This window comes from Streptomyces sp. NPDC059002 (genome assembly GCF_042740435.1).
Classification (GTDB): domain Bacteria; phylum Actinomycetota; class Actinomycetes; order Streptomycetales; family Streptomycetaceae; genus Streptomyces.
In genome coordinates this window covers 32,973-59,597 of sequence record NZ_JBHYJI010000017.1, presented here as the reverse complement: position 1 = coordinate 59,597, position 26,625 = coordinate 32,973, and the positions used below count along the sequence as shown (strand labels likewise).

Annotated in this window: 23 protein-coding genes; 15 read left to right on the top strand and 8 right to left on the bottom strand. The window is 72.3% G+C overall.

Annotated features, from left to right (window positions below):
* Nucleotides 1-120 precede the first annotated feature (120 nt).
* On the top strand, nucleotides 121-303 hold the full coding sequence (locus tag ACFWZ2_RS17795; protein WP_384546587.1) for a ribbon-helix-helix protein, CopG family: 183 nt from the start codon (nucleotides 121-123) through the stop codon (nucleotides 301-303).
* Between the two features lie 21 nt (nucleotides 304-324).
* Here ACFWZ2_RS17795 and ACFWZ2_RS17790 read toward each other — a convergent pair whose 3' ends face one another.
* Complete coding sequence (locus ACFWZ2_RS17790; RefSeq protein WP_384546585.1) at nucleotides 325-1,773, bottom strand: NCS2 family permease; 1,449 nt, start codon at nucleotides 1,771-1,773, stop codon at nucleotides 325-327.
* 245 nt (nucleotides 1,774-2,018) lie between these two features.
* Between ACFWZ2_RS17790 and ACFWZ2_RS17785 the strand changes: the two genes are divergently transcribed.
* Nucleotides 2,019-2,294 (top strand): DUF2530 domain-containing protein, encoded by a 276-nt coding sequence (locus ACFWZ2_RS17785; protein WP_384546583.1) that lies wholly within the window; start codon nucleotides 2,019-2,021, stop codon nucleotides 2,292-2,294.
* Between the two features lie 116 nt (nucleotides 2,295-2,410).
* Nucleotides 2,411-4,813, top strand: coding sequence for an HAD-IC family P-type ATPase (locus ACFWZ2_RS17780; protein ID WP_384546581.1), 2,403 nt, complete (start codon nucleotides 2,411-2,413; stop codon nucleotides 4,811-4,813).
* 73 nt (nucleotides 4,814-4,886) lie between these two features.
* Here the strand turns inward: ACFWZ2_RS17780 and ACFWZ2_RS17775 are convergent, their stop codons facing one another.
* Both ACFWZ2_RS17775 and ACFWZ2_RS17770 read right to left on the bottom strand, forming a co-directional pair.
* Entirely contained in the window at nucleotides 4,887-8,003 is a 3,117-nt protein-coding gene (locus ACFWZ2_RS17775) for a sacsin N-terminal ATP-binding-like domain-containing protein (protein ID WP_384546579.1), read from the bottom strand.
* A gap of 732 nt (nucleotides 8,004-8,735) precedes the next feature.
* Nucleotides 8,736-9,674: a DUF3027 domain-containing protein gene (locus ACFWZ2_RS17770; protein ID WP_384546577.1), complete on the bottom strand. Its 939-nt coding sequence runs from the start codon at nucleotides 9,672-9,674 to the stop codon at nucleotides 8,736-8,738.
* Nucleotides 9,675-10,095: 421 nt separating this feature from the next.
* Between ACFWZ2_RS17770 and ACFWZ2_RS17765 the strand changes: the two genes are divergently transcribed.
* The 4 genes from ACFWZ2_RS17765 to ACFWZ2_RS17750 all read left to right on the top strand — a co-directional run bounded on the left by ACFWZ2_RS17765 (nucleotide 10,096) and on the right by ACFWZ2_RS17750 (nucleotide 13,688).
* Complete coding sequence (locus tag ACFWZ2_RS17765) at nucleotides 10,096-11,508, top strand: MFS transporter (RefSeq protein ID WP_384546575.1); 1,413 nt, start codon at nucleotides 10,096-10,098, stop codon at nucleotides 11,506-11,508.
* Between the two features lie 86 nt (nucleotides 11,509-11,594).
* Complete coding sequence (locus tag ACFWZ2_RS17760; protein WP_384546573.1) at nucleotides 11,595-12,107, top strand: DUF2771 domain-containing protein; 513 nt, start codon at nucleotides 11,595-11,597, stop codon at nucleotides 12,105-12,107.
* A complete protein-coding gene (locus tag ACFWZ2_RS17755) occupies nucleotides 12,104-12,796 on the top strand; it encodes a futalosine hydrolase (protein ID WP_384546761.1) in 693 nt (230 codons plus the stop codon). Before ACFWZ2_RS17760 ends, ACFWZ2_RS17755 begins: the two co-directional genes overlap by 4 nt.
* Nucleotides 12,789-13,688, top strand: coding sequence for a 1,4-dihydroxy-6-naphthoate synthase (locus ACFWZ2_RS17750; protein WP_384546571.1), 900 nt, complete (start codon nucleotides 12,789-12,791; stop codon nucleotides 13,686-13,688). Before ACFWZ2_RS17755 ends, ACFWZ2_RS17750 begins: the two co-directional genes overlap by 8 nt.
* Before the next feature lie 56 nt (nucleotides 13,689-13,744).
* Here the strand turns inward: ACFWZ2_RS17750 and ACFWZ2_RS17745 are convergent, their stop codons facing one another.
* On the bottom strand, nucleotides 13,745-14,128 hold the full coding sequence (locus ACFWZ2_RS17745; RefSeq protein ID WP_055701393.1) for a cold-shock protein: 384 nt from the start codon (nucleotides 14,126-14,128) through the stop codon (nucleotides 13,745-13,747).
* A gap of 191 nt (nucleotides 14,129-14,319) precedes the next feature.
* Between ACFWZ2_RS17745 and ACFWZ2_RS17740 the strand changes: the two genes are divergently transcribed.
* Nucleotides 14,320-14,571, top strand: a complete 252-nt coding sequence (locus tag ACFWZ2_RS17740; protein ID WP_384546568.1) for a hypothetical protein — start codon at nucleotides 14,320-14,322, stop codon at nucleotides 14,569-14,571.
* Here ACFWZ2_RS17740 and ACFWZ2_RS17735 read toward each other — a convergent pair.
* Nucleotides 14,568-15,215, bottom strand: coding sequence for an HAD family hydrolase (locus tag ACFWZ2_RS17735; RefSeq protein ID WP_384546566.1), 648 nt, complete (start codon nucleotides 15,213-15,215; stop codon nucleotides 14,568-14,570). The two genes, ACFWZ2_RS17740 and ACFWZ2_RS17735, sit on opposite strands and share 4 nt — an antisense overlap.
* Before the next feature lie 119 nt (nucleotides 15,216-15,334).
* On the opposite strand from ACFWZ2_RS17735, the gene ACFWZ2_RS17730 reads away from it, so the two are divergent.
* The 4 genes from ACFWZ2_RS17730 to ACFWZ2_RS17715 are packed head-to-tail and all read left to right on the top strand — an operon-like array spanning nucleotide 15,335 to nucleotide 19,230.
* Entirely contained in the window at nucleotides 15,335-16,333 is a 999-nt protein-coding gene (locus tag ACFWZ2_RS17730) for a FecCD family ABC transporter permease (RefSeq protein ID WP_384546564.1), read from the top strand.
* Nucleotides 16,330-17,415, top strand: coding sequence for a FecCD family ABC transporter permease (locus ACFWZ2_RS17725; RefSeq protein ID WP_384546562.1), 1,086 nt, complete (start codon nucleotides 16,330-16,332; stop codon nucleotides 17,413-17,415). Before ACFWZ2_RS17730 ends, ACFWZ2_RS17725 begins: the two co-directional genes overlap by 4 nt.
* Nucleotides 17,412-18,227 (top strand): ABC transporter ATP-binding protein, encoded by an 816-nt coding sequence (locus tag ACFWZ2_RS17720; protein WP_384546560.1) that lies wholly within the window; start codon nucleotides 17,412-17,414, stop codon nucleotides 18,225-18,227. Before ACFWZ2_RS17725 ends, ACFWZ2_RS17720 begins: the two co-directional genes overlap by 4 nt.
* A gap of 19 nt (nucleotides 18,228-18,246) precedes the next feature.
* A complete protein-coding gene (locus tag ACFWZ2_RS17715) occupies nucleotides 18,247-19,230 on the top strand; it encodes an ABC transporter substrate-binding protein (RefSeq protein ID WP_384546558.1) in 984 nt (327 codons plus the stop codon).
* Nucleotides 19,231-19,265: 35 nt separating this feature from the next.
* Here the strand turns inward: ACFWZ2_RS17715 and ACFWZ2_RS17710 are convergent, their stop codons facing one another.
* Entirely contained in the window at nucleotides 19,266-20,351 is a 1,086-nt protein-coding gene (locus ACFWZ2_RS17710) for a hypothetical protein (protein WP_384546556.1), read from the bottom strand.
* 232 nt (nucleotides 20,352-20,583) lie between these two features.
* Between ACFWZ2_RS17710 and ACFWZ2_RS17705 the strand changes: the two genes are divergently transcribed.
* Both ACFWZ2_RS17705 and ACFWZ2_RS17700 read left to right on the top strand, forming a co-directional pair.
* Nucleotides 20,584-20,769 carry a hypothetical protein gene (locus tag ACFWZ2_RS17705; RefSeq protein ID WP_384546554.1) on the top strand — a complete coding sequence of 62 codons (186 nt, stop codon included), beginning with the start codon at nucleotides 20,584-20,586 and terminating at the stop codon, nucleotides 20,767-20,769.
* 39 nt (nucleotides 20,770-20,808) lie between these two features.
* A complete protein-coding gene (locus tag ACFWZ2_RS17700; protein ID WP_384546552.1) occupies nucleotides 20,809-21,993 on the top strand; it encodes a glycosyltransferase 87 family protein in 1,185 nt (394 codons plus the stop codon).
* On the opposite strand, the gene ACFWZ2_RS17695 is transcribed toward ACFWZ2_RS17700, so the two are convergent.
* Together ACFWZ2_RS17695 and ACFWZ2_RS17690 are read right to left on the bottom strand one after the other, a co-directional pair.
* Nucleotides 21,895-22,176 (bottom strand): hypothetical protein, encoded by a 282-nt coding sequence (locus tag ACFWZ2_RS17695; RefSeq protein ID WP_098243282.1) that lies wholly within the window; start codon nucleotides 22,174-22,176, stop codon nucleotides 21,895-21,897. The genes ACFWZ2_RS17700 and ACFWZ2_RS17695 overlap by 99 nt on opposite strands.
* 106 nt (nucleotides 22,177-22,282) lie before the next feature.
* Complete coding sequence (locus tag ACFWZ2_RS17690; RefSeq protein WP_384546550.1) at nucleotides 22,283-23,926, bottom strand: DNA repair helicase XPB; 1,644 nt, start codon at nucleotides 23,924-23,926, stop codon at nucleotides 22,283-22,285.
* A gap of 140 nt (nucleotides 23,927-24,066) precedes the next feature.
* On the opposite strand from ACFWZ2_RS17690, the gene ACFWZ2_RS17685 reads away from it, so the two are divergent.
* Nucleotides 24,067-26,556, top strand: a complete 2,490-nt coding sequence (locus tag ACFWZ2_RS17685) for a helicase-associated domain-containing protein (RefSeq protein WP_384546548.1) — start codon at nucleotides 24,067-24,069, stop codon at nucleotides 26,554-26,556.
* Nucleotides 26,557-26,625: the final 69 nt, after the last annotated feature.

Sequence of the window (26,625 nt, the reverse complement as noted above, 5' to 3'; positions counted from 1 at the left end):
CTCGCTAAAGACCACTCGGTTTCCCGCATGCGCGGCACCGAACCTTTTCGTCACCCATATGAGTGAGGTGACTTCGGAAAGCGACGCATCCGCCCGCGGGGCCCGTGGACCCTGTCACGCATGGGATCGACAGTGCTCAGCCTGCGGATAGACGGTGAGCTGCTCGACCGGCTCCGGCAGCACGCGGCAAAAAGAGGAATGAGCGTCCAGGACTATGTGGTCCGGACGCTCATTCGCGACGACTTCGACGAACGTTTCGCGACGTCGGTCGAGGAGACGGAGAAGTTCTACGGGGTGGCGTAAGGGGCGCGGGGAACGACAGAGCTACGTCAGGTTCAGCGCAGGCATCAGGTAGTAGAACGCGAAGACCGCCGACACCGCGTACATGGCGACCGGGATCTCACGCCCACGGCCCGCGGCCAGCCTCAGCACCGTGAAGCTGATGAAGCCCATGCCGATGCCGTTCGTGATCGAGTACGTGAACGGCATCATCAGCATCGTCACGAACGCGGGGATCGCGATCGTGTAGTCGCTCCAGTCGATCTCCCGGATGGACCCGGAGAGGATCAGGAAGCCGACCGCGAGCAGCGCGGGCGTGGCCGCCTGGGACGGGACCATCGTGGCGAGCGGCGTGAGGAACAGCGCGACGGCGAAGAGCCCGCCCGTGACGACGTTCGCGAAGCCCGTGCGGGCTCCTTCGCCGACACCCGCCGTGGACTCCACGAAGCAGGTGGTGGCCGAGGAGGACGAGGCGCCACCGGCGGCGACCGCGATGCCGTCGACGAAGAGGACCTTGTTGATGCCGGGCATGTTGCCCTTGTCGTCGGTCAGCTTGGCCTCGTCGCCGATGCCCATGATCGTGCCCATCGCGTCGAAGAAGCACGAGAGCAGCACGGTGAAGACGAAGAGGATGCCGGTCAGGACGCCGACCTTCTCGAAGCCGCCGAAGATGCTGATCTCGCCGACGAGCCCGAAGTCCGGGGTCGAGACGGGGTTGCCGGGCCACTCCGGGGTGGTCAGGCCCCAGGAGGGGATGTCCGCGACGGAGTTGATGATCATCGCGACGATCGTCATGACGACGATGCTGATGAGGATGGCGCCGGGCACCTTGCGGACCATGAGGGCCAGGGTGAGCAGCACGCCGAGCACGAAGATGAGGACGGGCCAGCCGTTGAGGTGCCCGTCGCCGCCGAGCTGCAGGGGGACGGTGGTGTGCGCGGCGTCCGGGATGCGCGAGACGAAGCCGGAGTCGACGAGGCCGATCAGCATGATGAAGAGGCCGATGCCGATCGCGATGCCCTTGCGCAGGCCGAGCGGCACGGCGCTCATCACGCGTTCGCGAAGACCGGTCGCGACGAGCAGCATCACGACGAATCCGGCGAGGACGACCATGCCCATGGCGTCGGGCCACGACATGCGGGGCGCGAGCTGCAGGGCGACCACGGTGTTCACGCCGAGTCCGGCGGCGAGCGCGATCGGGACGTTGCCGATGACGCCCATGAGGAGCGTGGTGAAGGCGGCGGTCAGCACGGTCGCGGTGACCAGCTGCTTGTTGTCGAGCTGGTGCCCGTACATGTCCTTCGCGCTGCCCAGGATGATCGGGTTGAGCACGATGATGTAGGCCATCGCGAAGAAGGTGGCGAAGCCGCCGCGGACTTCCCTGGCCAGGGTGGAGCCCCGCTCCGTGATCTTGAAGTACCCGTCCAGACCGCTCTGCGGGGGGTTCGGGTTCGGAGTTTTGGCGTCGACCGGGGCGCTGGCCGAGGGAGACATGCGGACCTCATGAATCTTGTGCGGGTGGCAAATCGCGCGGAGCGCGGGAACTGATCGTCCCGCCCTCGCGTTTCATCCTCGTCACGCCCTGATTGTGCTTTCTTACGAAAGAAAGCGGCCATAAACGAGCCGTTTCAGTATGAAGACATAAGGCGAAGATCGCTATCTCCGCGCGTAGACCCTTGCGCCCCAAGGGTTCGGAGCCTCCTCGGCCGAGGCCCGGGGGCCGGGCATAAGCTGTACGCATGGCGAAGTGGACCCCAACGCACGAGGCGCCGGAGCCCCTGGAGGGGCCCGTGGTCGCCACCATCACGGGCGGCACGATCATCTGGTTCGTCCTCTTCCTGGCCCAGCTCCCGTTCTACGGCTGGTTCGACGACCGCGACGCGACCTGGTGGGTGTGGACCTGCCTGGCCGGCGGCGGCCTCGGCCTCATCGGCATCTGGTACGTGCGGCTGCGGGACGCGGCGATCAAGCGGGACGCCGAGAGCAAGGGGTCGAAGGTCCCTGAGCCGCAGTAGGAAGGTCCCGGGGGCCCTGCGGCACGTACGACCACAGGATTGGACCCGTCCTCCCGAAGTCGGATCTTTTCGGCACTCAAGGGGTGAAGCCCCCTGACCCCCTTTACCGTCGAGGCATGACGCATATCGACGCGGGCGCCGAACTCGACCCGGTCCACCCGGTGCCGCCCCCCGGCGGGCGGGCCACGGGACTGACCACCGCCGAGGTCGCCGAGCGGGTCGCCCGCGGCGAGGTCAACGACGTCCCGATCCGCAGCAGCCGCTCGCTGGGCGAGATCGTCAGGGCCAACGTCTTCACCCGCTTCAACGCCATCATCGGCGTGCTCTGGGTGATCATGCTCTTCGTGGCGCCGATCCAGGACAGCCTCTTCGGCTACGTGATCATCGCCAACACCGGCATCGGCATCATCCAGGAGTGGCGCGCCAAGAAGACCCTGGACTCCCTCGCCGTCATCGGCGAGGCCAAGCCGACCGTGCGCCGCGACGGCCGCGCCTGCGAGATCTCCACGTCCGAGATCGTGCTCGGGGACGTCATCGAACTCGGGCCCGGCGACAAGATCGTGGTCGACGGCGAGGCCGTCGAGACCGACAGCCTGGAGGTCGACGAGTCGCTCCTGACCGGTGAGGCCGACCCGGTCATCAAGAAGCCCGGCGACAAGATGATGTCGGGGTCCTTCGTGGTCGCGGGCGGCGGCGCGTTCACCGCCACCAAGGTCGGCCGCGAGGCGTACGCCGCACAGCTCGCCGAGGAGGCGTCCCGCTTCACGCTCGTCCACTCCGAGCTGCGCACCGGCATCTCCACGATCCTCAAGTACGTCACCTGGCTGATGATCCCGACCTCGATCGGCCTGGTCGTCTCCCAGCTCGTCGTCAAGGACGACAACTTCAAGGAGTCCATCGCGTACACGGTGGGCGGGATCGTCCCGATGATCCCCGAGGGGCTCGTGCTCCTCACCTCCGTGGCCTTCGCGATCGGCGTGATCCGGCTCGGCCGCAAGCAGTGCCTGGTGCAGGAACTCCCGGCGATCGAGGGCCTGGCCCGCATCGACACGGTCTGCCTCGACAAGACCGGCACCCTCACCGAGGGCGGCATGGACGTCACCGAGCTGCGTCCGCTGAACGGCAGTGACGAGACGTACGTACGCACGGTCCTCGGCGCCCTCGGCGAATCCGACCCTCGGCCGAACGCGTCCCTCCAGGCCATCATCGACGCCTACCCCGACAGCGAGGACTGGCGCTGCACGGAGTCCCTGCCCTTCTCCTCGGCCCGCAAGTACAGCGGCGCCTCCTTCAGCGAGGGCGACGGCACCGACTCGACGTGGCTGCTCGGCGCCCCCGACGTACTGCTCCCCGAAGGCGACCCCTCCCTCGCCGAGATCGAGGGGCTCAACCAGCAGGGCCTGCGCGTGCTGCTTCTCGCCCGCGCGGCCGGTGACCTCGACGACCCCGAGGTGGCCGCGGGGGCACGGGCCACCGCGCTGGTCGTCCTGGAACAGCGGCTGCGGCCCGACGCCGCCGACACCCTGCGCTACTTCGAGGAGCAGGACGTCGCCGCCAAGGTCATCTCCGGCGACAACGCGGTCTCGGTCGGCGCGGTCGCGGGCAAGCTCGGCCTGCCCGGCGCGGAGAACACCGTCGACGCGCGCAGGCTGCCCACCGACAAGGAGGAGCTGGCCCAGAGCCTCGACGACAACACCGTCTTCGGCCGGGTCACCCCCCAGCAGAAGCGCGACATGGTGGGCGCCCTCCAGTCGCACGGCCACACGGTCGCGATGACGGGCGACGGCGTGAACGACGTGCTCGCCCTCAAGGACGCCGACATCGGCGTCTCCATGGGCTCGGGCTCGGAGGCGACCCGGGCCGTCGCCCAGATCGTGCTCCTCAACAACAGCTTCGCGACACTGCCCTCGGTCGTCGCGGAGGGCCGCCGCGTCATCGGCAACATCACGCGCGTCGCCACGCTGTTCCTGGTGAAGACCGTCTACTCGGTCGTCATCGCACTGCTCGTGGTCTGCTCGCAGGTCGAGTACCTCTTCCTGCCGAGGCACCTGACACTGCTCTCCACCCTCACCATCGGCGTCCCCGCCTTCTTCCTCGCCCTGGCCCCCAACAAGGAGCGGGCGAAGCCGCACTTCGTACGAAGGGTCATGCGGTACGCGATCCCGGGCGGCGTCGTCGCGGGCGTCGCCACCTTCGCGACCTACCTGCTGGCCCGGCACCACTACGAGGGCGCGGGCGCGCGGGAAGCCGAGACCAGCGCGGCGACCCTGGCGCTGTTCCTGATCGCCATGTGGGTGCTCGCCATCATCGCCCGCCCCTACACGTGGTGGCGGATCTGCCTGATCGGCGCGATGGGCCTCGGCTTCCTGCTCGTCCTGACCGTGCCCTGGCTCCAGGACTTCTTCCAGCTGAAGCTGGTGGGCACGACGATGCCGTGGGCGGCGGTCGGCATCGCGGCGGTGGCCGCCGCGGCCATCGAATTCATCTACCGCTGGGTGGACCGCCGCTTCCCTGCCTAGCGGCGGGGGCCTAGCGGACGTCGATGAAGTCGCTGGTCTACGGGCAGGAGCTCGGCGCAGCCGTCCACCGGCCTCAGTCGAACCAGCGGTCCCGCGCCAGCTCCTCCGTCCGCGAAGGATCCTCCAGCAGCGCCGCCACCTCGAAACGGCGCGGCCACTGGCCCGCCGCCCACGCGAGACCCGCCGCGACGCCCTCCAGCGTCGCCGCGTGCACGGTGCCGTCCGGGGTGCGGCGCCAGTCCAGCTCCACGCCGCCCGCGATCAGCTCGTCGTGCTCGATGTACGTCTCCGGGGTCGCCGCACCCAACAGGATCCGCACCGACTCCGGAACGGCGTGCTCGACACCGTGACCCGCGGGATCCACGGCCGCCGTCTCGCTCAGCCTGCGCACCTGGAACAGCTCCGCGAGATCCCCGGCCTTGCGCGGCCGCACGGGAAGCAGCGCCACGCCCTCGGCGAGCGGCAGCAGATCCGGCGCGTCGGCGACCACCGCGTCCGCCGCGTCGACCACCACGACCTCGCCGTCGAGCACCGCACGCAACTCGTCGGGAAGCGTCACCTGCTCCGGGTCGAGATCCGCCAACGCCCCGTACAAAGCATGCAGTTGGGCGGGCGAAACGGTCCTCTCCGGATCCGCGAGCCGATCGAGCAGCTCGGCCGCGCCACCCGGCTCCGCGAGCAGCGCCTCGACCGACGTGCGCACACCCAGCGCCCGCAGCACCTGCTCGTCGCCGAAGCCCGAGGCGTCCGCCGCGTCGTACAGACCCACCAGAAGCGGATCGCCGCCCGCCGCGCGCAGCCCCGCCGGACGACGCCCGCCGAGGACGCGATGGCCGCGCAGCCACCACGCCGTGTACGAACGGACGGACTCCGTCGTGCCGTCGGGCAACAGCACCCGCAGCGGCTGCGTCAGCGCGTCCCGCAGCGGCGGGCGCGACAGCATCGCGAGCGCCTGCGGCCAGCAGTCGTCGTCGACCAGATCCAGATCCCGTACGGCCACGATCTCGGTGGCGACCGGCGGCACCGGCGTGTCCGGCAGCCGGTCGAGGACGTCCTCGCACCACACGTCCACCGCATCCAGCAGACCCGCGTCGTCGGGCTCGGCGAAGTCGCCCTCGCGCGGCTCCAGTTCATCCGGATCGAGTACGACATCGGTGGCACGCACCAGCGCGAACGTGGCGAGCACCCCGCAGGCGGCCAGCGGCTGCTCGCCCCAGCGGTCGGCCAACTCCTGGTCCGCGAGCGCCAGTTCGTCCTCCCGCATGACCTCGGCGAACGCGCTCCCCGGCAGCACGAGCTCACCCGCGGGCGCGAGCTCACCGTCCTCGTCCGGCAGCGCGAGCGCGGCCAGCCACGGCTCGTCGCCCGGCGCGAGATTCGCGTCCCGCACCAGAGCGAGCACGACGTCCGCCAACTCCTCGGCGTCCAGCGCCTCCTCGTCCCACGTGTCGTCATCGAGGGAAGCGGCCACCGCGGCACGCACCTGCGGCGTCGTCAGGACGGCACGAGGCGTGGCCGGGAGCGCACCCAGCTTCTCCAGGAGCGGGTGGGCGGCCTCCGGATGGGCGACCTTCAGACCCAGCCGGGCGAGGGACGCGGGATCACGGTCGTCGCCGGGCGCGGGCAGCAGCACCTGCCGGGGCCCGATCGTCGTACGCCCGTCGGCCAGCGGCACCGGAAGGCCCGAAAGCCGGTCCGGGTCGACACCGGCGAGCGTGTCGTACAGCCGCCGCCACCAGGCCGCGTCCCGCTCCAGACCCGCGAGCCGGTCCACCGCCTCGGTCAGCGGAACCCGCGCCACACCCAACGTACGCAGCTCGGCACGGCGTTCGAGACCCGCGGGCAGCAGGCTCGGCAGGACCTCCGCGAGCACCCGTACGGTATCGGCGCCCGCGCCCTCCACGACCTCCGCGTCACGCGGCCGCAGCGCCTCGGGCAGCTCGTCCTCGTCCCCCTCGGCGCGGGGCAGCGCGGGCGGCAGGAACGCGGTACGCGGCAGCCGCTCCAGGATGCCCTGCCGCAGCGCGCCGTCCAGCTCACTCCTGCCCAGCGGCCCCGGCACCAGAGAGATGATCCCCTCCGCCACCGGCCGCCACTCGGCGAGGAGTTCGACATACGCCTCCGCGGCCCGCTCCACGAGGAAATCGGTCAACGGCCCAGGCGCGGCATGCCGCCTGGCCGTGTCCAGCGGGAACGACGCGATCAGCAACGCCGGTACGCCCAGCGGCTCGTCGCTCGGCGTCGGTGCGTGCACCACGGGCGTGGACCGCGGCCGCTCCGGGGCACCGTCCGGCCCGGCAGGCACGGCCCAGGTGACCGACCAGTGCGGGCGCAGCCGCTCCTCGACCGGCCTGTCCCTCAACAAGGCCGCGTCGAGCGGGCCCTGACGGCTGACGGTGCGCCAGCGCGTCGTACCGTCACGGCTGTCGTCGACCACCGTGTACGGGGCCTCGGCGCGGCGCCGCAGCGTACGGACCGTGCCGTCCGCCGCCTCGATACGGACCTCCGCGAGACCGGGAAGCGCCAACAGCAGGGCGTCGTCCACCCCGTCGAGCAGTCGGGCCACCAGATCCTCCGCCGCCGCGTCGCGCAACGGCAGGATGACGACGGTGTCGTACCCGTCCGGCGCCGTGCCCTCCGCGGCCATCGGCAGCCGCAGCAGCGGGACATGACCGTCCCTGCGGCGGATCTCATCCCCCAGGCCCGGGCTGAACCTGGCCGTCTCCGCGGCCAGTTCGCGCGCCTCCGACAGCGACCAGCGGACACCGCCCGTACGGCCCACGACAGCGGGCTCGTCGCTCACCGCGAGCACCGCGGCGAACCCCACGCCGAAACGGCCCACGCTCCCCTCGTGCGTCTCCCGCTTCGCGGACGCGCGCAACGTCGACAGCGACTCCACGCCCGTCGCGTCCAGCGGGGCGCCGCTGTTGGCGGCGGCGAGCACGCCGTCGCGCAACGTCAGGGACAGCCGGCCCGGCACGCCCGCGCGGGCCGCCGCGTCCGACGAGTTCTGCGCCAGCTCCACGACCAGACGGTCGCGGTAGCCGCCCAGGGCGAGATCCTCCTCCGCGTTCGCGTCCTCACGGAAACGGGCCGGGGCCGCCGCCCAGGCGTCGAGGACTCCGCGGCGGAGGCGGGCCGTGCCGAACGGGTCGATGCCCTCGGCCGCCGGCCGCACGGTCTTGCTCACGGTCGTCTCTCCTCTGCGGGGCGCTGCGGTTGCCTTGCGGTTTGCTTGGCGGTTGCCTTGCGGCTTGCTTGGCGGTTGCCTTGCGGGCGAACGGTACCGCGTCCTCGGGCCTTGGCCCGCGGGACGTCTCCCTCGTCGGAACGGCCACCATCTGCTGCTCGGCACCGCGCGGCGAACGTTCTCCGCCGCGGTCTTCCCGCCCACCCGATGCTCCGCGGCGCCAGACGAGGCACTCCACCGCTCCGCGGCGGCTTTCCCACCCACCCGCTCAACACTCCGCACCACCAGGCAAACGCACTCCGCCGCTCCGCGACGGCCTCCCCACCCACCCACCCAACACTCCGCACCGCCAGGCAAACGCACTCCGCCGCTCCGCGACGGCTTTCCCACCCGCCCACCCAACGCTCCGCACCGCACAGCTGGCGCGCTTCGCCGCTCCGCGGCGGGACCGTCCCACCCGCCCGCCCGTTGCTCCGCACCGCGGCGGGATGCCCACCCACGCACCTGCCGCCGCACGGTGGCGGATGTTTGGGCGGGTGGGTGGGGAGAACGCCGCGAAGCGGCGACGGAGGGCCGGGTTACGCGCAGGGGGACGATGCGCCGAGAGGCACCCCGCCAGGGCTACGCGCAGGGGGGCGATGTACCGAGGGGCAACCCGCCGCCGAGAGCCCCATGGCCCCCGCCCCGCCCCCGCGCGGCCCGCGGGGATTCATGGCTCAACCGCCGCCGGAACTAGGAGTGGCCGAGTTCCTCGCTCGGCCCCTCCGCGCTGACCGACCCGGAGTCCGCCGCGGGGCGCAGGGGGAGTACGTCGACCCGGGTCTCGTCGAGGACGGGCGGGGCGGGGCGCGGGGGTTTGGGCATGACGGCGGCTTCGGAGTGGCCGCCGCAGCCGTAGGAGAGGGAGACGACGCGTCCGTCCGCGGGCCCGAACTCGTTGGCGCAGACGCCGAACGCCTGGCCGAGGGAGCCGCCGATCGCGACGAGGAATCCGCAGCTCACGCATCCCGCGGGGGCGGCCTGGGCCATCGGGGTCTTCGCGCCGTAGGTCTCTTCCCAGCGGTCGGCTGCGATGTGCAGCCCGTACCGGGAGAGGACGCGGGCCCGGCGCATGCCGAGTTCGTCGGCGACGGCCGCGATGGAGCCGCGCGCGGGCGCCAACGGCAGTTCGGCGGGCGGCCCCGCGGTGACTTCGGCGTCCTCGGCCTCGACGAGTTCGGCCATCTCCTCGGAGACGGCGGAGTTCGGCGGGGGCTCCTCCTCGCCGGTGAAGCCGGGCTCGAGGCGCAGGTCTTCGGCGTCCGTCGGCAGCAGGTCGCCCGGGCCCATGTCGCCGGGGCGGAGGCGCTCGCTCCAGGGCACCCACTCGGGGGCGAGGAGCGCGTCGGGGCCGGGCAGGAGCACGGTCTCGTCGAGGGTGACGACCTTGGCCCGGGAGGCCCGGGCGACGGTCACGGCCCAGCGCCAGCCTCGGTAGCCGAATTCCTTGCATTCGAAGAGGTGTGTGACGACCCGGTCGCCCTCCACGACGACCTCGACGTGCTCACCGACCACGCCGGGTGCGGCGGCCTCCTCGGCCGCGGCGCGCGCCAGGCCGACCGCCTCGGCGCACAGGCGGTCGGGGGTACGCGGGGTGCGCTGGGTACGGCTTCGCGTTGTCGCTGCGCTCACAGGTATCGCTTCTCTCCTACGCCGTCTCACGAGTGCGCCACCCTTACGCGGGGGTACGGACGGAGCGGACCAGGGGGCCGCGTCAACGTCCGCGCCCGACGTTCTCGGGCGCACCTACGTCACCCATTCTGCGGGATGACCGAGAGGCGCGCGGCCAAGAACAACCGCCGCAGGCGCGCTACGCACGCTACCTTCTCCTGGCCCCTGGGCCTACACCGACGTACGCGCCCGCGCCCCGATCCTGCACTCCGTGCCCCGGCACCGGCCCGCCGCGACGTCTCCCGTTCCCCACGAAACCCCCTCCGCACACCCCCGGCACCGGGTTCTTCCCCGTGCTCCGGGGCGGGGCCACGCAACACCCGTCAAGGCCCCCGGCCACGTATCCGCACTAGGACCACCCCCGAAGGGGCACTATGACGGAGTGGCCCCCACCAGGTCGTCGTCCGTAGGAGTCGTCGCGCCGGGCCCGGCGCGACGGACCGCCCGTGCGCTGGGCCGCGCCCTTCATCTCCCTTTCACGGGGACGGCCCGCGGCATCCGCAAGGCGACGCACGCGCATGGGGCGGGCGAGTCGGGGCTCGGGAAACTCATCGAGCTGCATGCGGTGAACGGCGCGGGCGATGTCATGATCACCGTCGCCCTTGCCTCCACGGTGTTCTTCTCGGTGCCCACGGACGAGGCCCGTGGCCGTGTCGCGCTCTATCTCGCCATCACGATGGCCCCGTTCACGCTTCTCGCGCCGGTCATCGGCCCGCTCCTTGACCGGCTTCCGCATGGCCGCCGTGCGGCGATGGCCGGCGCGATGCTGGCCCGGGCGCTGCTGGCGCTGGTCCTGTCGGGTGCCGTGGTCACGGGGAGCGTCGAGCTCTATCCGGCCGCGCTGGGCGTGCTGGTGGCCTCCAAGGCGTACGGGGTGGTGCGGAGCGCGGTGGTGCCGCGCCTTCTGCCGCCTCGGTTCTCGCTGGTCAAGGCCAATTCCAGGGTGACGCTCGGCGGTCTGCTCGCGACCGCCGTGGCCGCGCCGGTGGGTGCGGGGCTGCAGGCCGTCGGTCCGCGTTGGCCGCTCTACGGCGCTTTCGTGATCTTTGTCTCCGGAATGTTCCTGTCGTTCTCGCTGCCGCCGAAGGTCGATTCGGCGAAGGGCGAGGCGAAGGCGCTGCTCGCCGCGGACGAGGAGCATCTGCATCTGCACGCGCGTGCCGAGGCCGCCGGGGACACGTCCCGCAAGCGGCGGCTCGGGCTGCGGACGGTCGGGCCCGCCGTCACGCACGCCCTCGGCGCCAATGCCGCGCTGCGCTGTCTGTCCGGCTTCCTCATCTTCTTCCTGGCGTTCCTGCTGCGCGAGCATCCGCTGGCCGGGCAGAGCGCCGCGGTCTCGCTGGGCATCGTCGGGGTCGCCGCGGGGGCGGGCAACGCGCTGGGCACGGCGGTCGGCGCCTGGCTGAAGTCGCGGGCGCCCGAGGTCATCATCGTGACGGTGGTGGCGGTGGTCCTGGGGGTGGCGGTCACGTCCGCGCTGTTCTTCGGCGCGGTGGGGGTGGCCTGTCTGGGTGCCTGTGCGGGGTTCGCGCAGGCCCTGTCGAAGCTGTCCCTGGACGCGCTGATCCAGCGGGACGTGCCCGAAGAGGTCCGCACGTCCGCCTTCGCCCGTTCCGAGACGCTGTTGCAGGTGGCCTGGGTGGTGGGTGGCGCCGTCGGCATCGCGCTGCCGTTGAACGGGGCGCTCGGTCTGTCGGTGGCGGCGGGCATCGTCGCGGTCGGCTGGCTTTCGACCGTACGGGGGCTTCTGGCGACGGCCCGGCACGGTGGCGCCCGGCGGGCCCGGGTGGTGTGAGCGCGGGGGCGCCGGGTGGTCGGGGAGCGCCGCGCCCGTGACCCCCACGTAGCAGGACCCCACAACGCGCCCGATAGCCTTCGCCCATGACCTCCCTGCTCCGCGGCGGAGCCGCGAAGAACAGCGCGGCGCGCCGCCGCCGCACCGTGGCCGCCCTTGGCGCCGTCTCCGCCGGACTCCTCGTCCTCTCGGCCTGTGACAAGCCGACGCCGCTGGCCACCGTGACGGTCGGCAGCAACTCGGTGAACACGGAAGCCTCCTGCTACAACGACGGCAAGGAGCTGAAGCCCTCCCAGCTGAAGTCCTGCCTGCAGGACAAGGACGTGAAGTCCATCAAGGTCGATCCCGACGAGAAGGTCCGCTTCGGCGTCGACCCGGAGATCGCCGAGAAGGGCTGGACGCTGCTGATGAACGGTCAGCCGCTGACCGAGGCGAGCAAGAAGACGTACGTCGTGATCCCGGGCAGCGTCTTCTTCAACCAGCAGTACGGCGGTGGCGGCAACAAGGCGACCGTCAGCCTCCTTGAGGGCGGCAAGGGTTCCGAGCAGAAGGCCACGGGTCTGTGGTCGTTCAAGTTCGAGAAGGACACCGACTCCTGACCTCGTACGACGCGTCCCGCGAGGGCGCCCCGCGCGTCCTCGTCGCCACCGCGGTACCCGCCGAGCGGGACGCGGTGGCGCGGGCGCTGCCCGCGGGCCCCGGCGTCGATGTGCTGGCCGTCGGGGTGGGCCCGGTGTCCGCCGCGGCGGGCACGGCGACCGCACTCGCCCGTGCCGCCGCCACCGGCAGGCCCTACGCGCTCGTCGTCTCCGCCGGGATCGGCGGCGGCTTTCCGCCCGACGTGCCCGTCGGTTCGCTCGTCGTCGCCGACGAGATCACCGTGGCCGATCTGGGCGCCGAGACCCCCGAGGGTTTCGCCCCGGTGACCGAGCTCGGGTTCGGCACCGTCACCCATGGTCCGCCGCCTTCCCTCGTACGGGACGTGGCCGCCGCCACGGGTGCCGCGACCGGCACCGTGCTGACCGTCTCCACCGTGACCGGCTCCGCCGAGCGCGCCGCCGCGCTGCGTCTTCGGCATCCGCGCGCCCTGGCCGAGGCGATGGAGGGCTTCGGTGTCGCCGAGGCCGCCGCCCTGCACGGCCTGCCCGTGCTTGAGGTCCGTGCGATCTCCAACGCGGTCGGGCCGCGGGACCGTGACGCCTGGCGGATCGGTGCCGCGCTCGCGGCATTGACCGAGGCTTTCGGGAAGCTCACGCCGGTACTGGAGGGTTGGAACGACCATGACTGAGCCACTGCGGATCGCGTACTCGCCCTGCCCGAACGACACGTTCGTCTTCGACGCCTGGGCGCACGGCCGGGTGCCCGGCGCCCCCGAACTCGATGTCACCTTCGCCGACATCGACATCACCAACGGCATCGCCGAGCGCGGTCCCACCGCGTCCGACCTGGACGTCCTGAAGGTGTCGTACGCCGTACTCCCGTACGTGCTCGACGAGTACGCGCTGCTGCCCTGCGGCGGCGCGCTCGGCCGTGGCTGCGGGCCGCTCGTGCTGACCCGGGAGCCCGGGGGAGGGGGCACCTCCCTGCTCGAGCGAAGCCGAGAGCTTGGGGGACTGACGGGCAAGACGGTCGCGGTGCCGAGCGAGAAGTCGACGGCGTATCTGCTGTTCCGGCTCTGGGCCGCGGACACGCTCCCCGGCGACGGCGTCGGCGAGATCGTGGTGCTGCCCTTCGACCAGATCATGCCCGCGGTGCGGGACGGCAAGGTCGACGCGGGCCTGGTGATCCACGAGGCCCGCTTCACGTACCAGAACTACGGCCTCAACTGCCTTGCCGACATGGGTGAGCACTGGGAGGCGACGACGGGCCTGCCGATCCCGCTCGGCGCGATCATCGCGAAGCGGTCGCTCGGCGAGGACCTGCTGCGCTCCCTCGCGGACGCCGCCCGCGCCTCGGTCCGCATGGCCTGGGACGACCCGGAGGCCTCGCGTCCGTACGTCCTGGAGCACGCCCAGGAGATGGACCCCTCGGTCGCGGACCAGCACATCGGCCTGTACGTGAACGAGTTCACGGCGGACTTGGGCGAAGACGGCTACGCGGCGGTGCGTGGGCTCCTGACGCGGGCGGCGGCCGAAGGGCTCGTGCCCGCCCTGGCGCCGGACGCGCTGGCGTTCCCATGAGGAATCTCAGCCCGTCCGGCGTGTGAGGACCGGGGTCCTGGGCGGAGCCCCGTGCCTCAGACGTCCAGCTGATCCGCGACCGCCCGCAACAGGCCCGCGATCTTCGCGCCGGACGCCTTGTCGGGGTAGCGGCCCTTCTCCAGCATCGGCGTGATGTTCTCGAGGAGCGTCGTCAAGTCCTGGACGATCGAGGCCAGTTCGTCCGGCTTGCGGCGCTGCGCGGCCGCCACCGAGGGGGTCGGGTCGAGGATCGTGACGGAGAGCGCCTGGTCGCCGCGCTGCCCGGCGACGACACCGAATTCCACGCGCTGGCCTGGCTTGAGTGTGTCGACGCCGGCGGGCAGTACGGAGGAGTGCACGAAGACGTCGCCGCCGTCGTCGCGGGAGAGAAAGCCGAAGCCCTTCTCACTGTTGAACCACTTGACCTTGCCGGTAGGCACGTGAAGTCCTCGTCCTCGTACTCGTCGTACTCGTCTATGCCGGTCCGCCCATCCGGAATGACAGGGCGAAAACGGCTCTGGATAGCACTACAGCGGGTCGCCCGACCCGCCAGGACCAAGACTATTGGTCCGGGGGCCGGTGACAAGACGTCCCCGGATTCTTCCTACGCGCTGGGAACTACCCTGGTGGGGTGCGCGACAAAACCCAAGCGAATTCCGCCGGACCCGGCGACGGACTGGTCCGGACCGGAGCGATCGTCTTCTTCGTCGGAGCGGTGGCCACACTGGTCACCGTGGCCCCGCTGTTCCTGGGCACCGACCCGTTCCCTTCCCTCGCGTACGCGGTGTGCATGCTGATGGGTGTCGGGTTCCTCATCGCCCTGGCGGGCGTGCTCCGGGGCATTGCCGTGCAGCGGCGTCAGGCCAGGTCGAGCGCCACCTAGGGCCTGTCCTGCGGTCGGTTGCCTGCGCCGCGCCCCAGGTGGCCGTCGAGCCAGGCGGGGAATTCCGTAAGACCGGCGAGGACCACGTCGGCGCCCGCCGCGCGCAGTTCCGCTGCGTCACACGGTCCGGTCGCCACCGCGACGGAGAGCGCGCCCGCCGTACGCGCGCCGCGTACATCACCGGTGTGGTCACCGACGTACACGGCCGCCTCGTGCTCGCGCAGCGCCTCGGCCTTCGCCTCCGCCCACAGCCAGCCGATGACCGCGTCCGCCTCGATGCCGAGGTGCGACAGGTGCAGCTTCGCGTTGGGCTCGTGCTTGGCGGTCACCACGATCGCGCGGCCGCCGTGCGCGCGCACCGCGGCGACGGCCTCGCGGGCGCCGGGCATGGCGAGGCTGGGCTCGATGGCGTGTGTGACGTAGATCTCCCGGTAACGGTCGCCCATCTCCTGGATCTTGTCCTCGGGGAACCAGTTCCGCAGCTCGGCCTCCAGCGGCGGGCCGAGCCGCGTGATCGCCAGGTCCGCGTCGATGTACGTCCCCGTCTCCGCGGAAAGCGCCAGGTAGGCCGCCCTGATGCCGGGCCGTGAGTCGATCAGGGTCATGTCGAGGTCGAAGCCGACGGTCAGCGCGCGTGAGGTCATGGACCCATTGTGCCGAGGGGCGCGACGGCGGCCGCACGTAGACTTAGCCAAGCCTTACCGGCGCCCTGCCCGCCGCTGCGATCAACTCCCGTACGCCTCATGTGAAACGAGCCCAGCCGATGCGTGTGCCCGTCAGACGCGCCGTCGTGATGACCGCGGCCGTCGTGGCCCTGCTGCTCGCGGTCCTGCTCAGCCTCGCCGTCGGCGCCCGCGCGATCGCGCCCTCCGCGGTCTTCGACGCGCTCCTGAACGGCGGGCACAGCGACGCCGCCGAAGTGATCCGTGAGATGCGGGTGCCGCGCACCGTCATCGGCCTGATGGTCGGTGCCGCGCTCGCCCTCGCCGGCACGGTCCTGCAGGGCATCACCCGCAACCCCATCGCCGACCCCGGCATCCTCGGCATCAGCCAGGGCGCCTCGGTCGGCGTGGTGTGCGCCATCGCCTTCGCGGGCGTCCACACCCTCACCGGCTATGTCTGGTACGCCTTCGTGGGCGCGGGCCTCGCGTCGGTCGCCGTGTACGCGATCGCGGCCGGCGGCCGGGGCGGCGCGACCCCCGTGAAACTCGCGCTCGGCGGCGCCGCGATCAACGCGCTGCTCGTCTCGCTGACCACCGCGGTCCTCACCACCAAGGCGTCCGCCCTCGACGAGTTCCGGTTCTGGCAGGTGGGTTCGCTCTCCGGGCGCGACGCCGAGATCGTCGGCCAGATCTGGCCGTTCCTGCTCGTGGGCCTGGTGCTCGTCCTCGCGGTCGCCCGTGGCCTCGACGCGCTGGCGCTCGGCGAGGACATGGCGAAGGGCCTCGGACAGAACGTCGCGGCGGTACGCATCGTCGGCGGGCTCGGCGCGACGATCCTGACCGGCGCGGGCGTCGCCGCCGCGGGCCCCATCGCCTTCATCGGTCTCGCCGTGCCGCACATCGCCCGCGCGATCGTCGGCAGCGACCACCGCTGGGTGCTTCCGATGGCGGCGCTCATCGGGCCCGTGATGCTGCTCGTCTCCGACACCGTGGGCCGGGTGATCTTCCCGCCGAGCGAGGTGCCCGCGGGCGTGATGACCGCGCTCATCGGGGTGCCGTTCCTGGTGACCCTCGTCCGCAGGAAGGCGGTGGCCGCGTGAGCGCGACCGTGACCACAGGGCGGCCCACGGGGCGCGTACGCCCCGCCGGATACGCGGTCCTGCGCGTCCACCGGGCCGCGTTCCTCGTCCACCGCCGCGCCGCCCTCGTCGCGGTCGGCCTCGCCGTGCTGCTCGCCGCGAGCTGCCTGGCGTACCTCTGTGTCGGCGAGTCCTTCGTGTCGCCCGGCGAGGCCCTGAAGGTCGTCCTCGGACAGCCGTCCGCCGACGAACTCGTCGTCGGCACCCTGCGCGAACCGCGCATGGTGGTGGGCCTCCTGGTCGGCGCCGCGTTCGGGGTCGCGGGCGGGCTCATCCAGACCGTCGCCCGCAATCCGCTCGCCAGCCCCGACATCATCGGCATCAGCCAGGGCGCGAGCGCGCTCACCGTGGGCGCGATGACCTTCGGGATCACCTCCTACACCGCCCTGCCCTACCTCTCGGTGCTCGGCGGCGTCCTCGCCGCCGCCCTCGTGTACGTCTTCGCGTGGCGCGGCGGCCTGCACGCCACCCGCTTCGTCCTCATCGGCATCGGCTTCGCGATCGCCCTGCGCTCGGTCACCACGCTCTTCATGACCAAGGGCGACTATCTCGTCGCCCAGCAGGCGCAGATCTGGATGACCGGCTCCCTCAACGGCCGCGGCTGGGCCGAGGCGGAACCGCTCGGCCTTGTCCTCCTCTGCCTGCTGCCGTTCGTCCTCTGGGCGGCCCGCGCCCAGCGCTCGGTCACCATGGACGACGACACCGCGACCGCGCTCGGTGTGCGCCTCGGCCGGGTGCGCCTCGGGCTCGTCGTGCTCGGCGTCGTCCTCGCCTCGGTGGCGACCGGCGCCGCGGGCCCCGTCGACTTCGTCGCGCTGCTCGCCCCGCAGATCGCCCGCAGGCTGACCCGTACCGCGCAGATCCCGCTGTTCTGCTCGGCGCTGCTCGGCGCGCTGATCATGGTCCTCGCCGATCTGCTCGCCCGCCGGCTGTTCTCGCCCACCGAGCTGCCGGTCGGCGTCCTGACCGCGGCGGTCGGCGCCCCCTATCTGATCTGGCTGATCATCCGCAGCCGCTCCGTCCGCTCTGGAGGCACCTCGTGACCGCCCGTCTTTCGGCCAGCGAGCTGACCCTCGCCTACGAGGACCGCACGGTCGTGGACCGTCTCGACCTCGCGATCCCCGACGGCAAGGTCACCGTGATCGTCGGCCCCAACGCCTGCGGCAAGTCCACGACGCTGCGGGCCCTCGGCCGCCTCCTCAAGCCGAAGAGCGGCGCGGTCCTGCTGGACGGCGAGGCCCTGGCGAAACTGCCCACCAAGAAGATCGCCCAGCAGATCGGCCTGCTCCCCCAGACGCCCGTCGCGCCCGAGGCGATCACCGTCGCCGACCTCGTCGCGCGCGGCCGCCAGCCCCACCAGCACTGGTGGCAGCAGTGGTCCGACGCGGACGAGAAGGCGGTGACGGAGGCGATGGAGCGCACCGACGTGGCCGCGCTCGGCGAACGCGCCGTCGACGAGCTGTCCGGCGGCCAGCGCCAGCGCGTATGGATCGCGATGGCCCTCGCCCAGGACACCGAGCTGCTGCTCCTGGACGAGCCGACGACCTATCTGGACATCTCCCACCAGGTCGAGGTCCTCGATCTGGTACGCCAGTTGAACCACGACCGCGGCCGCACGATCGTGGTGGTCCTGCACGACCTGAACCAGGCGGCGCGCTACGCCGACCATCTCGTCGCCATGAAGAGCGGCGAGGTCGTCGCCGAGGGCGCCCCCTCGAAGATCGTCACCGAGGAGCTCGTACGCGAGGTCTTCGGCCTGGAGTGCGTGGTGGTCCCGGACCCCGTGACCGGCTCCCCGCTGGTCGTCCCCGGGGCGCCGTGGTCCGCGGCCGCTCCCGCCCCCTCCCCCGCCTGACCTCATGAGAGGCGTCCCCATGACCCGCTTCCGCGCACCGCTGCACCGCCGCGCACTGCTCACCGGATCGCTGGCCCTCACCGGGGCGCTGACGCTCGCCGCCTGCGGTTCCTCGGACTCCGGCAAGGACGCCGCGGGATCGGGCAGGACGCACACGGTCAAGACGGCCATGGGGGACGTACGGGTCCCGGTGAAGCCCGAGCGCGTCGTCGTCCTCGACACCGCCGAGCTGGACTCCGCGATCACCCTCGGTGTGCAGCCGATCGGCGCCACGCACGTCGAGGCGTCCTCGGGCTTCCTGAGCTATCTGCCCAAGGACAAGGTCAGCGGCATCAAGGACGTCGGCGAGATGCTGAACCCGAACATGGAGGCCATCGCCGCGCTCAAGCCCGATCTGATCCTCACCTCGAAGATCCGGCACGCCGCGAAGTACGACCAGCTCAAGCAGATCGCGCCGACCGTCATGACGGAGACCACCGGCTACCCCTGGAAGGAGAACTTCCAGGTGCACGCCGACGCGCTCGGCAGGCAGGCCGAGGCGAAGAAGGTCGTCTCCGACTACGCGGCGCACGCCAAGAAGGTGACCACCGCCATCGGCGGCCCCGCCGCGGCCGAGCAGACGAAGGTCAACGTCATCCGCTTCATGGAGGGCGCCGACATCCGCCTCTACGGCGAGCAGAGCTACATCGCCACGATCCTCAAGGACGTCGGCCTCGGCCGCGCCCCGATCTCCGCGAAGGCCAAGGACGGCTTCTCCTACGACCTGTCCCCCGAGAAGATCGACCTCGCGGACACGGACGTCATCTTCCAGTCCACGTACGGCGACCCGAAGAAGGCCAAGCAGACCCAGACCGTCGGCAGCAGCCTCTGGAAGAACATGAAGGCCGTCAAGTCCGGCAACGTCCACCCGGTCGACGACGAGCTGTGGATCCAGGGCATCGGCTACACCGCGGCGGACAAGATCCTGGACGAGCTGCAGGCGGACCTGACGAAGAAGAAGTAGCCGGCGGCTGGGTAGCACCCCGACAGCCCCGCCCCTCAAGGCCGTTGCCGCTGGGATCTCCACAGCAGGAAGAGCGCGGAGGCGACGGCTGCGCCGCGGACCACCCATGGCCAGGTGTCGGCCATGGCGTCGCTCATGTGACCTTCCTTGATGGGGGCGCCCCAGCGCCCCTCGCTGCGGCCCCACAGCCAGGCGATCCCCGCGGCCACCGAGAGGGCGGGCAGGCCGAGGGCGGCCATTTTCGCCTCGTTGCGGGAGAGTTTGCGGGAGGCGTAGGCGATGAGCCAACCGACGCCGAGCGCGAGGAAGTTGCCGAGGGCGGCGCCGACGGTGAGGAGTGCGGCGGCGAGCAGGAGCAGCGGGTTGCTGAAGGCGGGGCCCTCGCCGTCGCCGCCCGAGCGCGGCCGGGGGATGCGCCAGCGCCGTCGGTGGCCCGTCTCTTCCGCCTCTACGGGCTCTTCGTCCCCGTCCTCCCCGTCCTCCTCGTCCTCCTCCTCGTCCTCGACGGCCGGGCCCCCCTTGCGCAGCCGGGGGCCCCGCTCGTCGTCGGGGGACGGCGGGGGCTTGAGTATCTCGGGGATCTCCACGCCGCCGACGAAACCGGGAACGCTGTCCGAGAGGCCGAACGGGCTGCTGTCCACCCGCCACCAGTCAGGCTCCGAACCGCTCGGCCCCAGCTCGTCCGAGCCCGCGAGGTGCGGCGGCGAGGGGCGCGGCTCCTCGGGCAGGACGTCGGGCGCGGGGTCGGGGGCCGCGGCACGGCGCGGCCTCGGCACCATGCGGCGCAGGCCCTTGGGGGCGTCGTCCTCCCCGGGGGTACGCCGGGCGCGGGGCCCGCGCTGCGACGGCACGGCCGCCCGGGGTGCGCGCGGCTCCTCCGGCACCTCGGCGGACGCGTCGCCCGCCGATTCGACGACCTCTTCCGGGGTGCCGAGGCGGGCCAGGATGCGGCGGATCGTGGCGGGGCTGTCGGCGACGGCCTTGGCCCTGCCGCGGTCGATCTCGTCGCGGAGCCGGGAGACGAGCCGCATACGCGTCCCTGACGGCAACTGCCGCTGCTGGGCGAGGTCCCCGACTCGGCTCAGATAGTCGTAGACGAGCTGATCGCTCTCGATCCCCACGAAGTCCCCTCCGGGGCGGCTGCGTTGACGCGGCGCGGTGGTGCGCGGTGCCCTCGACGGTACCTTCTCCCGGCGGGGGCGCCCACTTGAGGGCCGGTCCCCCTAGGGGTCGATCAGGGGTCGGTGTCCGACTCAAGGCGTACGGACGCCGCCTCCCGTTGCACCGCAGGGCGATCTCCGGGTCGGGCCGCAGGCCGATGTGCGGGGGACGTCCGAAAACCATCATGGAGACATGAATGCAGCAGCCTTCACCCCCGCGTCCGTCCCGTCGTCCGCCGGTGCCGCAGGAACCGACGGCACCCCGCACCCCCACCGCGTGGGCGGCGCCCTGCGCGCCGCCAAGGTCCTCGTGAGCGCCGCGTTCGGCGTCGTCGTGCTCGGCGAGTACGCGGCGGAGGCGGGCGTCCGCCGCCGCTGACCGCGCAGCCACTAAGGTCACGCCGTGACACCACGGAACGTGACCTTTCGATCACCCACCGCGGCGGCCCTGCTGCTCGCGGTCTCCCTCGCCGCCCTGGCCGTCCTCTGCGTCGTCCAGCGCGTGCCGATGGCCGACACCCTGGTCTACCGGGCCGAGGGTGCGGCGGTCGCCGGCGGCGGTGATCTGTACGGGTTCACGGTCACCGAGTGGCAACTGCCCGCCACCTACCCGCCGTTCGCCGCGATCCTCTTCGTACCGACGACCTGGCTGCCGCTCGGCGCCCTGAAGGCCGTCTTCCTCGTCGGCAACGTCGCCCTCCTCGCGCTCCTGGTCCGGCTCTCCTGCACCCTGGCGGGCCTGCCCGCCCGCGCCCCGCTGCTGTGCGCCGCGACGGCCCTCGCCCTCTGGCTCGAACCCGTCTTCCAGACCGTCCTGTTCGGGCAGATCAACCTCGCGCTCGCCTGCCTCGTCCTGGGGGACCTCACCCGGCGGCCCGGCACCCCCGGCAAGGGCTTCGCGCTCGGCGTCGCGGCCGGGATCAAGCTGACGCCCGCCGTCTTCATCGCGTACTGCCTGGTGACCGGGCGGGTACGCGAAGGGGTCACCGCCCTCGCCGCGTTCGCCGGCACCGTGCTGCTCGGCGCGCTCGTCCTGCCCGCCGCCAGCGTCGACTTCTTCACGCGGCGCGTCTTCGAGACGGGGCGGGTCGGCAAGGCGTGGATCGTCGACAACCAGTCGCTGCAGGGGCTTGCCGCCCGGCTCCTGCACGACGCGGAGCCGGGCCTGCGCTGGGCGGTGCCCGCGGTCCTGGTCGCGGCGTGCGGCCTCTGGCTCGCCGCCCGCGTCGACGCCCGGTCCGCCCCGAAGGCCGTCCTGCTCACGGCCTTCACCGCGCTGCTCGTCTGCCCGATCAGCTGGTCCCACCACTGGGTGTGGTGCGTGCCGCTGCTGGCCCTGCTGATCGCGGCGGGCCGGCGGCGCCTGGCGGTGGCGGTGGCCGTGCTCTTCACGGCCCGCACCTTCTGGCTGCTCCCGCACCGGGGCGACCTGGACCTCCATCTGCCGTGGTGGCAGCAGCCGTTGGCGTCGCCGTACGCGCTGGTGGGCGTGGTGCTGCTTGCGTCAGTCCTCGGCCAGCAGAATGTCCGCGTCGTCGAACACCCGCAGGACGACAAGCAGCAGACGGCCGCGCGACACCATGTACTCGGCCACGATTTGTGAGGTCAGCCGGATCTCCCGGTCCTGCTCGCCCACGCCGATCGACCGCGAGTGCTCCGTGTACGGATCGCGCGCCAGGATCTCGATGGCCTTGTCGAAGGACGCCCTGCGCACGGGGTCGAGGCGGTCACGGTCCTGGGCGGCGGGCTCGGTGTACAGCACCTCATAGATTTCCTGGTGAGGCATGGCGCCCTCCTTGCCCTTGGCGTGGCTGGTTCCGTCGGCTTCCCGGCGACTCCCCAGCGTACCGATCGTCGGTGAAGCACGGGGAGCCAACCAGAAGTCGCCCCTGTCAGCCCCCCGCCAGCAGCTCGTCCGCGTCCACGATCCGGTACGCGTACCCCTGCTCGGCGAGGAACCGCTGGCGGTGGGCGGCGAAGTCCTGGTCGATGGTGTCGCGGGCGACGACGGAGTAGAAGCGGGCCTCGTGGCCGTCGGCCTTGGGGCGCAGGACGCGGCCGAGCCGCTGGGCCTCCTCCTGGCGGGAGCCGAACGTGCCGGACACCTGGATGGCGACGGTGGCCTCCGGCAGGTCGATGGAGAAGTTGGCGACCTTGGAGACGACGAGGACGGAGATCTCGCCCTCGCGGAAGGCGTCGAAGAGCTTCTCGCGCTGGGCGTTCGTGGTCTCGCCCTTGATGACGGGGGCGTCCAAGTGCTCGCCCAGCTCGTCGAGTTGGTCGATGTACTGCCCGATGACGAGGGTCTGCTCCCCGGCGTGCTTCTTGACGAGCGCCTCGGTCACCTTCCGCTTGGTCGCGGTGGTGGCGCAGAACCGGTACTTCTCCTCGGCCTCCGCGGTGGCGTACGCGAGCCGCTCGCTGTCGGTGAGATTGACCCGCACCTCCACGCAGTCGGCGGGCGCGATGTAGCCCTGGGCCTCGATCTCCTTCCACGGGGCGTCGAAGCGCTTGGGCCCGATGAGGGAGAAGACGTCGGACTCGCGCCCGTCCTCGCGTACGAGGGTGGCGGTGAGCCCGAGACGGCGGCGCGCCTGGAGGTCGGCGGTGAACTTGAAGACCGGCGCGGGCAGCAGGTGCACCTCGTCGTAGACGATGAGGCCCCAGTCGCGGGAGTCGAAGAGCTCCAGGTGCGGGTAGATGCCCTTCCGCTTCGTCGTGAGCACCTGGTACGTGGCGATGGTGACGGGCCGGATCTCCTTCCTCGTACCGCTGTACTCACCGATCTCGTCCTCGGTCAGCGAGGTCCGCTTGACCAGCTCGTGCTTCCACTGGCGGGCGGAGACGGTGTTGGTGACGAGGATGAGGGTGGTGGCCTTGGCCTGCGCCATGGCCCCGGCGCCGACGAGGGTCTTGCCCGCGCCGCACGGCAGCACGACGACACCGCTGCCGCCGTGCCAGAAGCCCTCGACGGCCTGCTGCTGGTAGGGCCGCAGCGCCCAGCCGCTCTCGTCGAGGTCGATCTTGTGCGCCTCGCCGTCGACGTACCCGGCGAGGTCCTCGGCGGGCCAGCCGAGCTTGAGCAGCGTCTGCTTGATCTGCCCGCGCTCGGAGGGGTGCACGACGACGGTGTCCGGGTCGATGCGCGTGCCGACCAGCGGCTGGACCTTCTTGGACCGCAGGATCTCTTCGAGCACCGGCCGGTCGGTGGTGGTGAGCACAAGCCCGTGGGTGGGGTGCTTGGAGAGCGTGAGCCGTCCGTACCGCGCCATCGTCTCGGCGATGTCCACGAGCAGCGCGTGCGGCACGGGATACCGCGAGAACTCCACGAGCGCGTCCACGACCTGCTCGGCGTCGTGCCCCGCGGCGCGCGCGTTCCACAGCCCGAGCGGCGTGACGCGGTAGGTGTGGATGTGCTCGGGGGCCCGCTCCAGTTCCGCGAAGGGCGCGATGGCGCGGCGGCAGGCGTCGGCCTGCTCGTGGTCGACCTCCAGCAGGAGGGTCTTGTCCGACTGGACGATGAGGGGACCGTTCACGCGAGCGCCCTTTCCGAGAGGCCAAACGTCCAGTGTGCCGCATCGGCGCAACCCGCAGCGGTGTCACAACCCGGGGCGCACCCCCTTCCCCGCCCCGCAACGGCACCGCCGCCCCCGGCCGACCCGCTACCGTGAGCCGGATGAGCACCGACGAGCCGCAGCCCACGGACAGCGCAAGCGCGACCGCATCGCCGCGCTCCGCGGACACGCCCCGTTCTCTCGCCGAAGCGCTCCGTTCGCGTGCGGACGGCGCGCTCGCCGCGCTGCTCCGGGCCAGGCCCGACCTCCTCACCCCGGTCCCCACCGATCTGACGCAGCTGGCCACGCGGGCGGGCACGCGCGCCTCCGTGGTGCGCGCCCTGGAACGGCTCGACCGGTTCGCGCAGCAGGTGGCGGAGACGCTCGCGGTGGCCCAGGACCCCACGTCGTACGGGGAGGTGCGGGCGCTGATCGCGGGGGACGACGGCGACGCGGCCGTCGAGGAGGCGCTGCCCCGGGCGCTCGCCACGCTCCATGAGCAGGCCCTGGTGTGGGGGTCGGACGACCGGCTGCGGCTCGTCCGTACGGCCCGTGAGCTGCTCGCGCCCGCGCCGCAGTACCCGTCGCCGACCGGTCTCGGGCCGACGGTCGCGGAGGCCACGGCGGGGATGTCGCCGACCCGGGTGCAGGAGATCGTGGCGGCGGCCGGGCTGCCGAACACGCACGATCCGGTGTCCGCCGTCGAGTCCCTCACCGCGCTGTTCACGGACCGCGTCCGGATGTCGGCCCTGCTCGACGAGGCGCCCGCGGAGTCCGTGGAGGTGCTGTCCCGGCTGGTGTGGGGGCCGCCGTACGGGCAGGTCACCGCGGATCCGGCCCGGCATCTGCGCTGGCTCATGGACCGGGGGCTGCTCCTTCCGACCGCGCCCGGCACGGTCGTCCTGCCGCGCGAGGCCGCCCTGCATCTGCGGGCGGGGCGCGCGCACCGTGCCCCCGAGCCGACGCCGCCGCCGGTCGTGGCCGCGCGCGAGACTCGTCCACAGGTTGTGGACGCGACCGCCGCGGGCCAGGCGTACACCGCGCTGGCCACCGTCGAGGAGCTGCTCAAGGACTGGGACGAGGGCGGGCCCGGCGTGCTGCGCGCGGGCGGCCTCAGCGTGCGCGACCTGAAGCGGACGGCGGTCGCGCTCGACCTGCCGGAGCCGCTGGCCGCCTTCTGGGTCGAACTGGCCTACGCCGCGGGCCTGGTGGCCTCCGACGGCGAGGCCGACGAGCGGTACGCGGCGACTCCCGCGTACGACGAGTGGCAGGAGCTGCCCGCCCCCGAGCGCTGGTCGGCGCTGGCCACGGCCTGGCTGGCGGCGACCCGCACGGCGGGCCTGATCGGCGGCCGCGACGGCAAGGACCGCACGCTCTCCGCGCTCGGCCCGCACCTGGACCGCTCCGCGGCCCCCGAGGTCCGCCGCCGGGTCCTCGACCTGCTCGCCGCACTGCCCGAGGGCGCCTCGCCCGACGCCGACGCGGTGCTGACCCGGCTGCGCTGGGAGCGGCCGTCCCCGGCGTCCCAGGACCTGCGCTCCCGTATCGCCCGATGGACCCTGAACGAGGCCGAGTTGCTCGGCATCACGGGGCGCGGCGCGCTGTCGACGCACGGCCGGGCGCTCCTGGACGCGGACGCGGAAGGGGACGACGGCACGAGCCCCGCCGAGCAGGCCGTCGCCGCCGCGCGCGCCGCCCGGCTGCTCGCGCCCCTGCTGCCCGAGCCCCTCGACCACGTGCTGCTCCAGGCCGACCTCACCGCGGTGGCCCCGGGCCCGCTGGAGCGGCCGCTCGCCGACGCGCTCGCCGTGCTCGCCGACGTCGAGTCGAAGGGCGGCGCCACCGTCTTCCGCTTCACGCCCGGTTCCGTGCGCCGCGCGCTCGACGCCGGGCGGTCGGCCTCCGACCTGCACGCGTTCCTCGCCGCGCACTCCCGTACGCCGGTGCCGCAGCCCCTCGCGTATCTGATCGACGACGTGGCGCGCCGCCACGGCCATCTGCGCATCGGTGCCGCCTCCGCGTATGTGCGCTGCGACGACGAGGCGCTGCTCAACGAAATCCTGGCCGACAAGCGCTCCCAGGGCCTGCGGCTCCGCCGCCTCGCGCCGACCGTGCTCGCCACCCAGGCGGACCCCGGCACGCTCCTCGACGGGCTGCGCGCCATGGGCTTCGCGCCCGCCGCCGAGTCCGCGGAGGGCGACGTCCTGATCACCCGGGCGCACGCCCACCGCACCCCGCCGCGCTCGGCCCCCGAGCCGGTCCCCGACGGCCCGCCGCTGCCCGACGCCACGCTCGTCGGCGCTGCGGTGCGGGCGATCCGCGCGGGCGACCTGGCGTCGACGGCACCCCGCAAGGAGGCCCCCGCCGCCGCGGACGGGCGGCTGCCGCGCACCACGGCGGCGGAGACCCTCGCCACGATGCAGGCGGCGGTCCTGACCGGCGAGGCCGTGTGGATCGGCTACGTCAACGCCGAGGGCGCCGCCAGCCAGCGCGTGATCGCCCCGGTGCGGGTGGAGGGCGGCTTCGTGACGGCGTACGACCACACGGCGGACGAGGTGCGCACGTATCCGCTGCACCGGATCACGGGTGTGGCGGAGCTCGCCGACGACTGAGCGCTCGGGGGCGCCGGGAAATTCGTTGGCCCCGGCAGCCATCCCCGTCCTAGGATTCCTCCTTCCCCG

What these genes read in the sequence shown, in the direction of transcription:
- ACFWZ2_RS17685 (WP_384546548.1), top strand. Translation starts at nt 24,067, where the DNA reads ATGAGCACCGACGAGCCGCAGCCCACGGACAGCGCAAGCGCGACCGCA.
- ACFWZ2_RS17785 (WP_384546583.1), top strand. Translation starts at nt 2,019, where the DNA reads ATGGCGAAGTGGACCCCAACGCACGAGGCGCCGGAGCCCCTGGAGGGG.
- ACFWZ2_RS17795 (WP_384546587.1), top strand. Translation starts at nt 121, where the DNA reads ATGGGATCGACAGTGCTCAGCCTGCGGATAGACGGTGAGCTGCTCGAC.
- ACFWZ2_RS17695 (WP_098243282.1), bottom strand. Translation starts at nt 22,176, where the DNA reads ATGCCTCACCAGGAAATCTATGAGGTGCTGTACACCGAGCCCGCCGCC.
- ACFWZ2_RS17760 (WP_384546573.1), top strand. Translation starts at nt 11,595, where the DNA reads ATGACCTCCCTGCTCCGCGGCGGAGCCGCGAAGAACAGCGCGGCGCGC.
- ACFWZ2_RS17715 (WP_384546558.1), top strand. Translation starts at nt 18,247, where the DNA reads ATGACCCGCTTCCGCGCACCGCTGCACCGCCGCGCACTGCTCACCGGA.
- ACFWZ2_RS17730 (WP_384546564.1), top strand. Translation starts at nt 15,335, where the DNA reads ATGCGTGTGCCCGTCAGACGCGCCGTCGTGATGACCGCGGCCGTCGTG.
- ACFWZ2_RS17790 (WP_384546585.1), bottom strand. Translation starts at nt 1,773, where the DNA reads ATGTCTCCCTCGGCCAGCGCCCCGGTCGACGCCAAAACTCCGAACCCG.
- ACFWZ2_RS17780 (WP_384546581.1), top strand. Translation starts at nt 2,411, where the DNA reads ATGACGCATATCGACGCGGGCGCCGAACTCGACCCGGTCCACCCGGTG.
- ACFWZ2_RS17750 (WP_384546571.1), top strand. Translation starts at nt 12,789, where the DNA reads ATGACTGAGCCACTGCGGATCGCGTACTCGCCCTGCCCGAACGACACG.
- ACFWZ2_RS17735 (WP_384546566.1), bottom strand. Translation starts at nt 15,215, where the DNA reads ATGACCTCACGCGCGCTGACCGTCGGCTTCGACCTCGACATGACCCTG.
- ACFWZ2_RS17705 (WP_384546554.1), top strand. Translation starts at nt 20,584, where the DNA reads ATGAATGCAGCAGCCTTCACCCCCGCGTCCGTCCCGTCGTCCGCCGGT.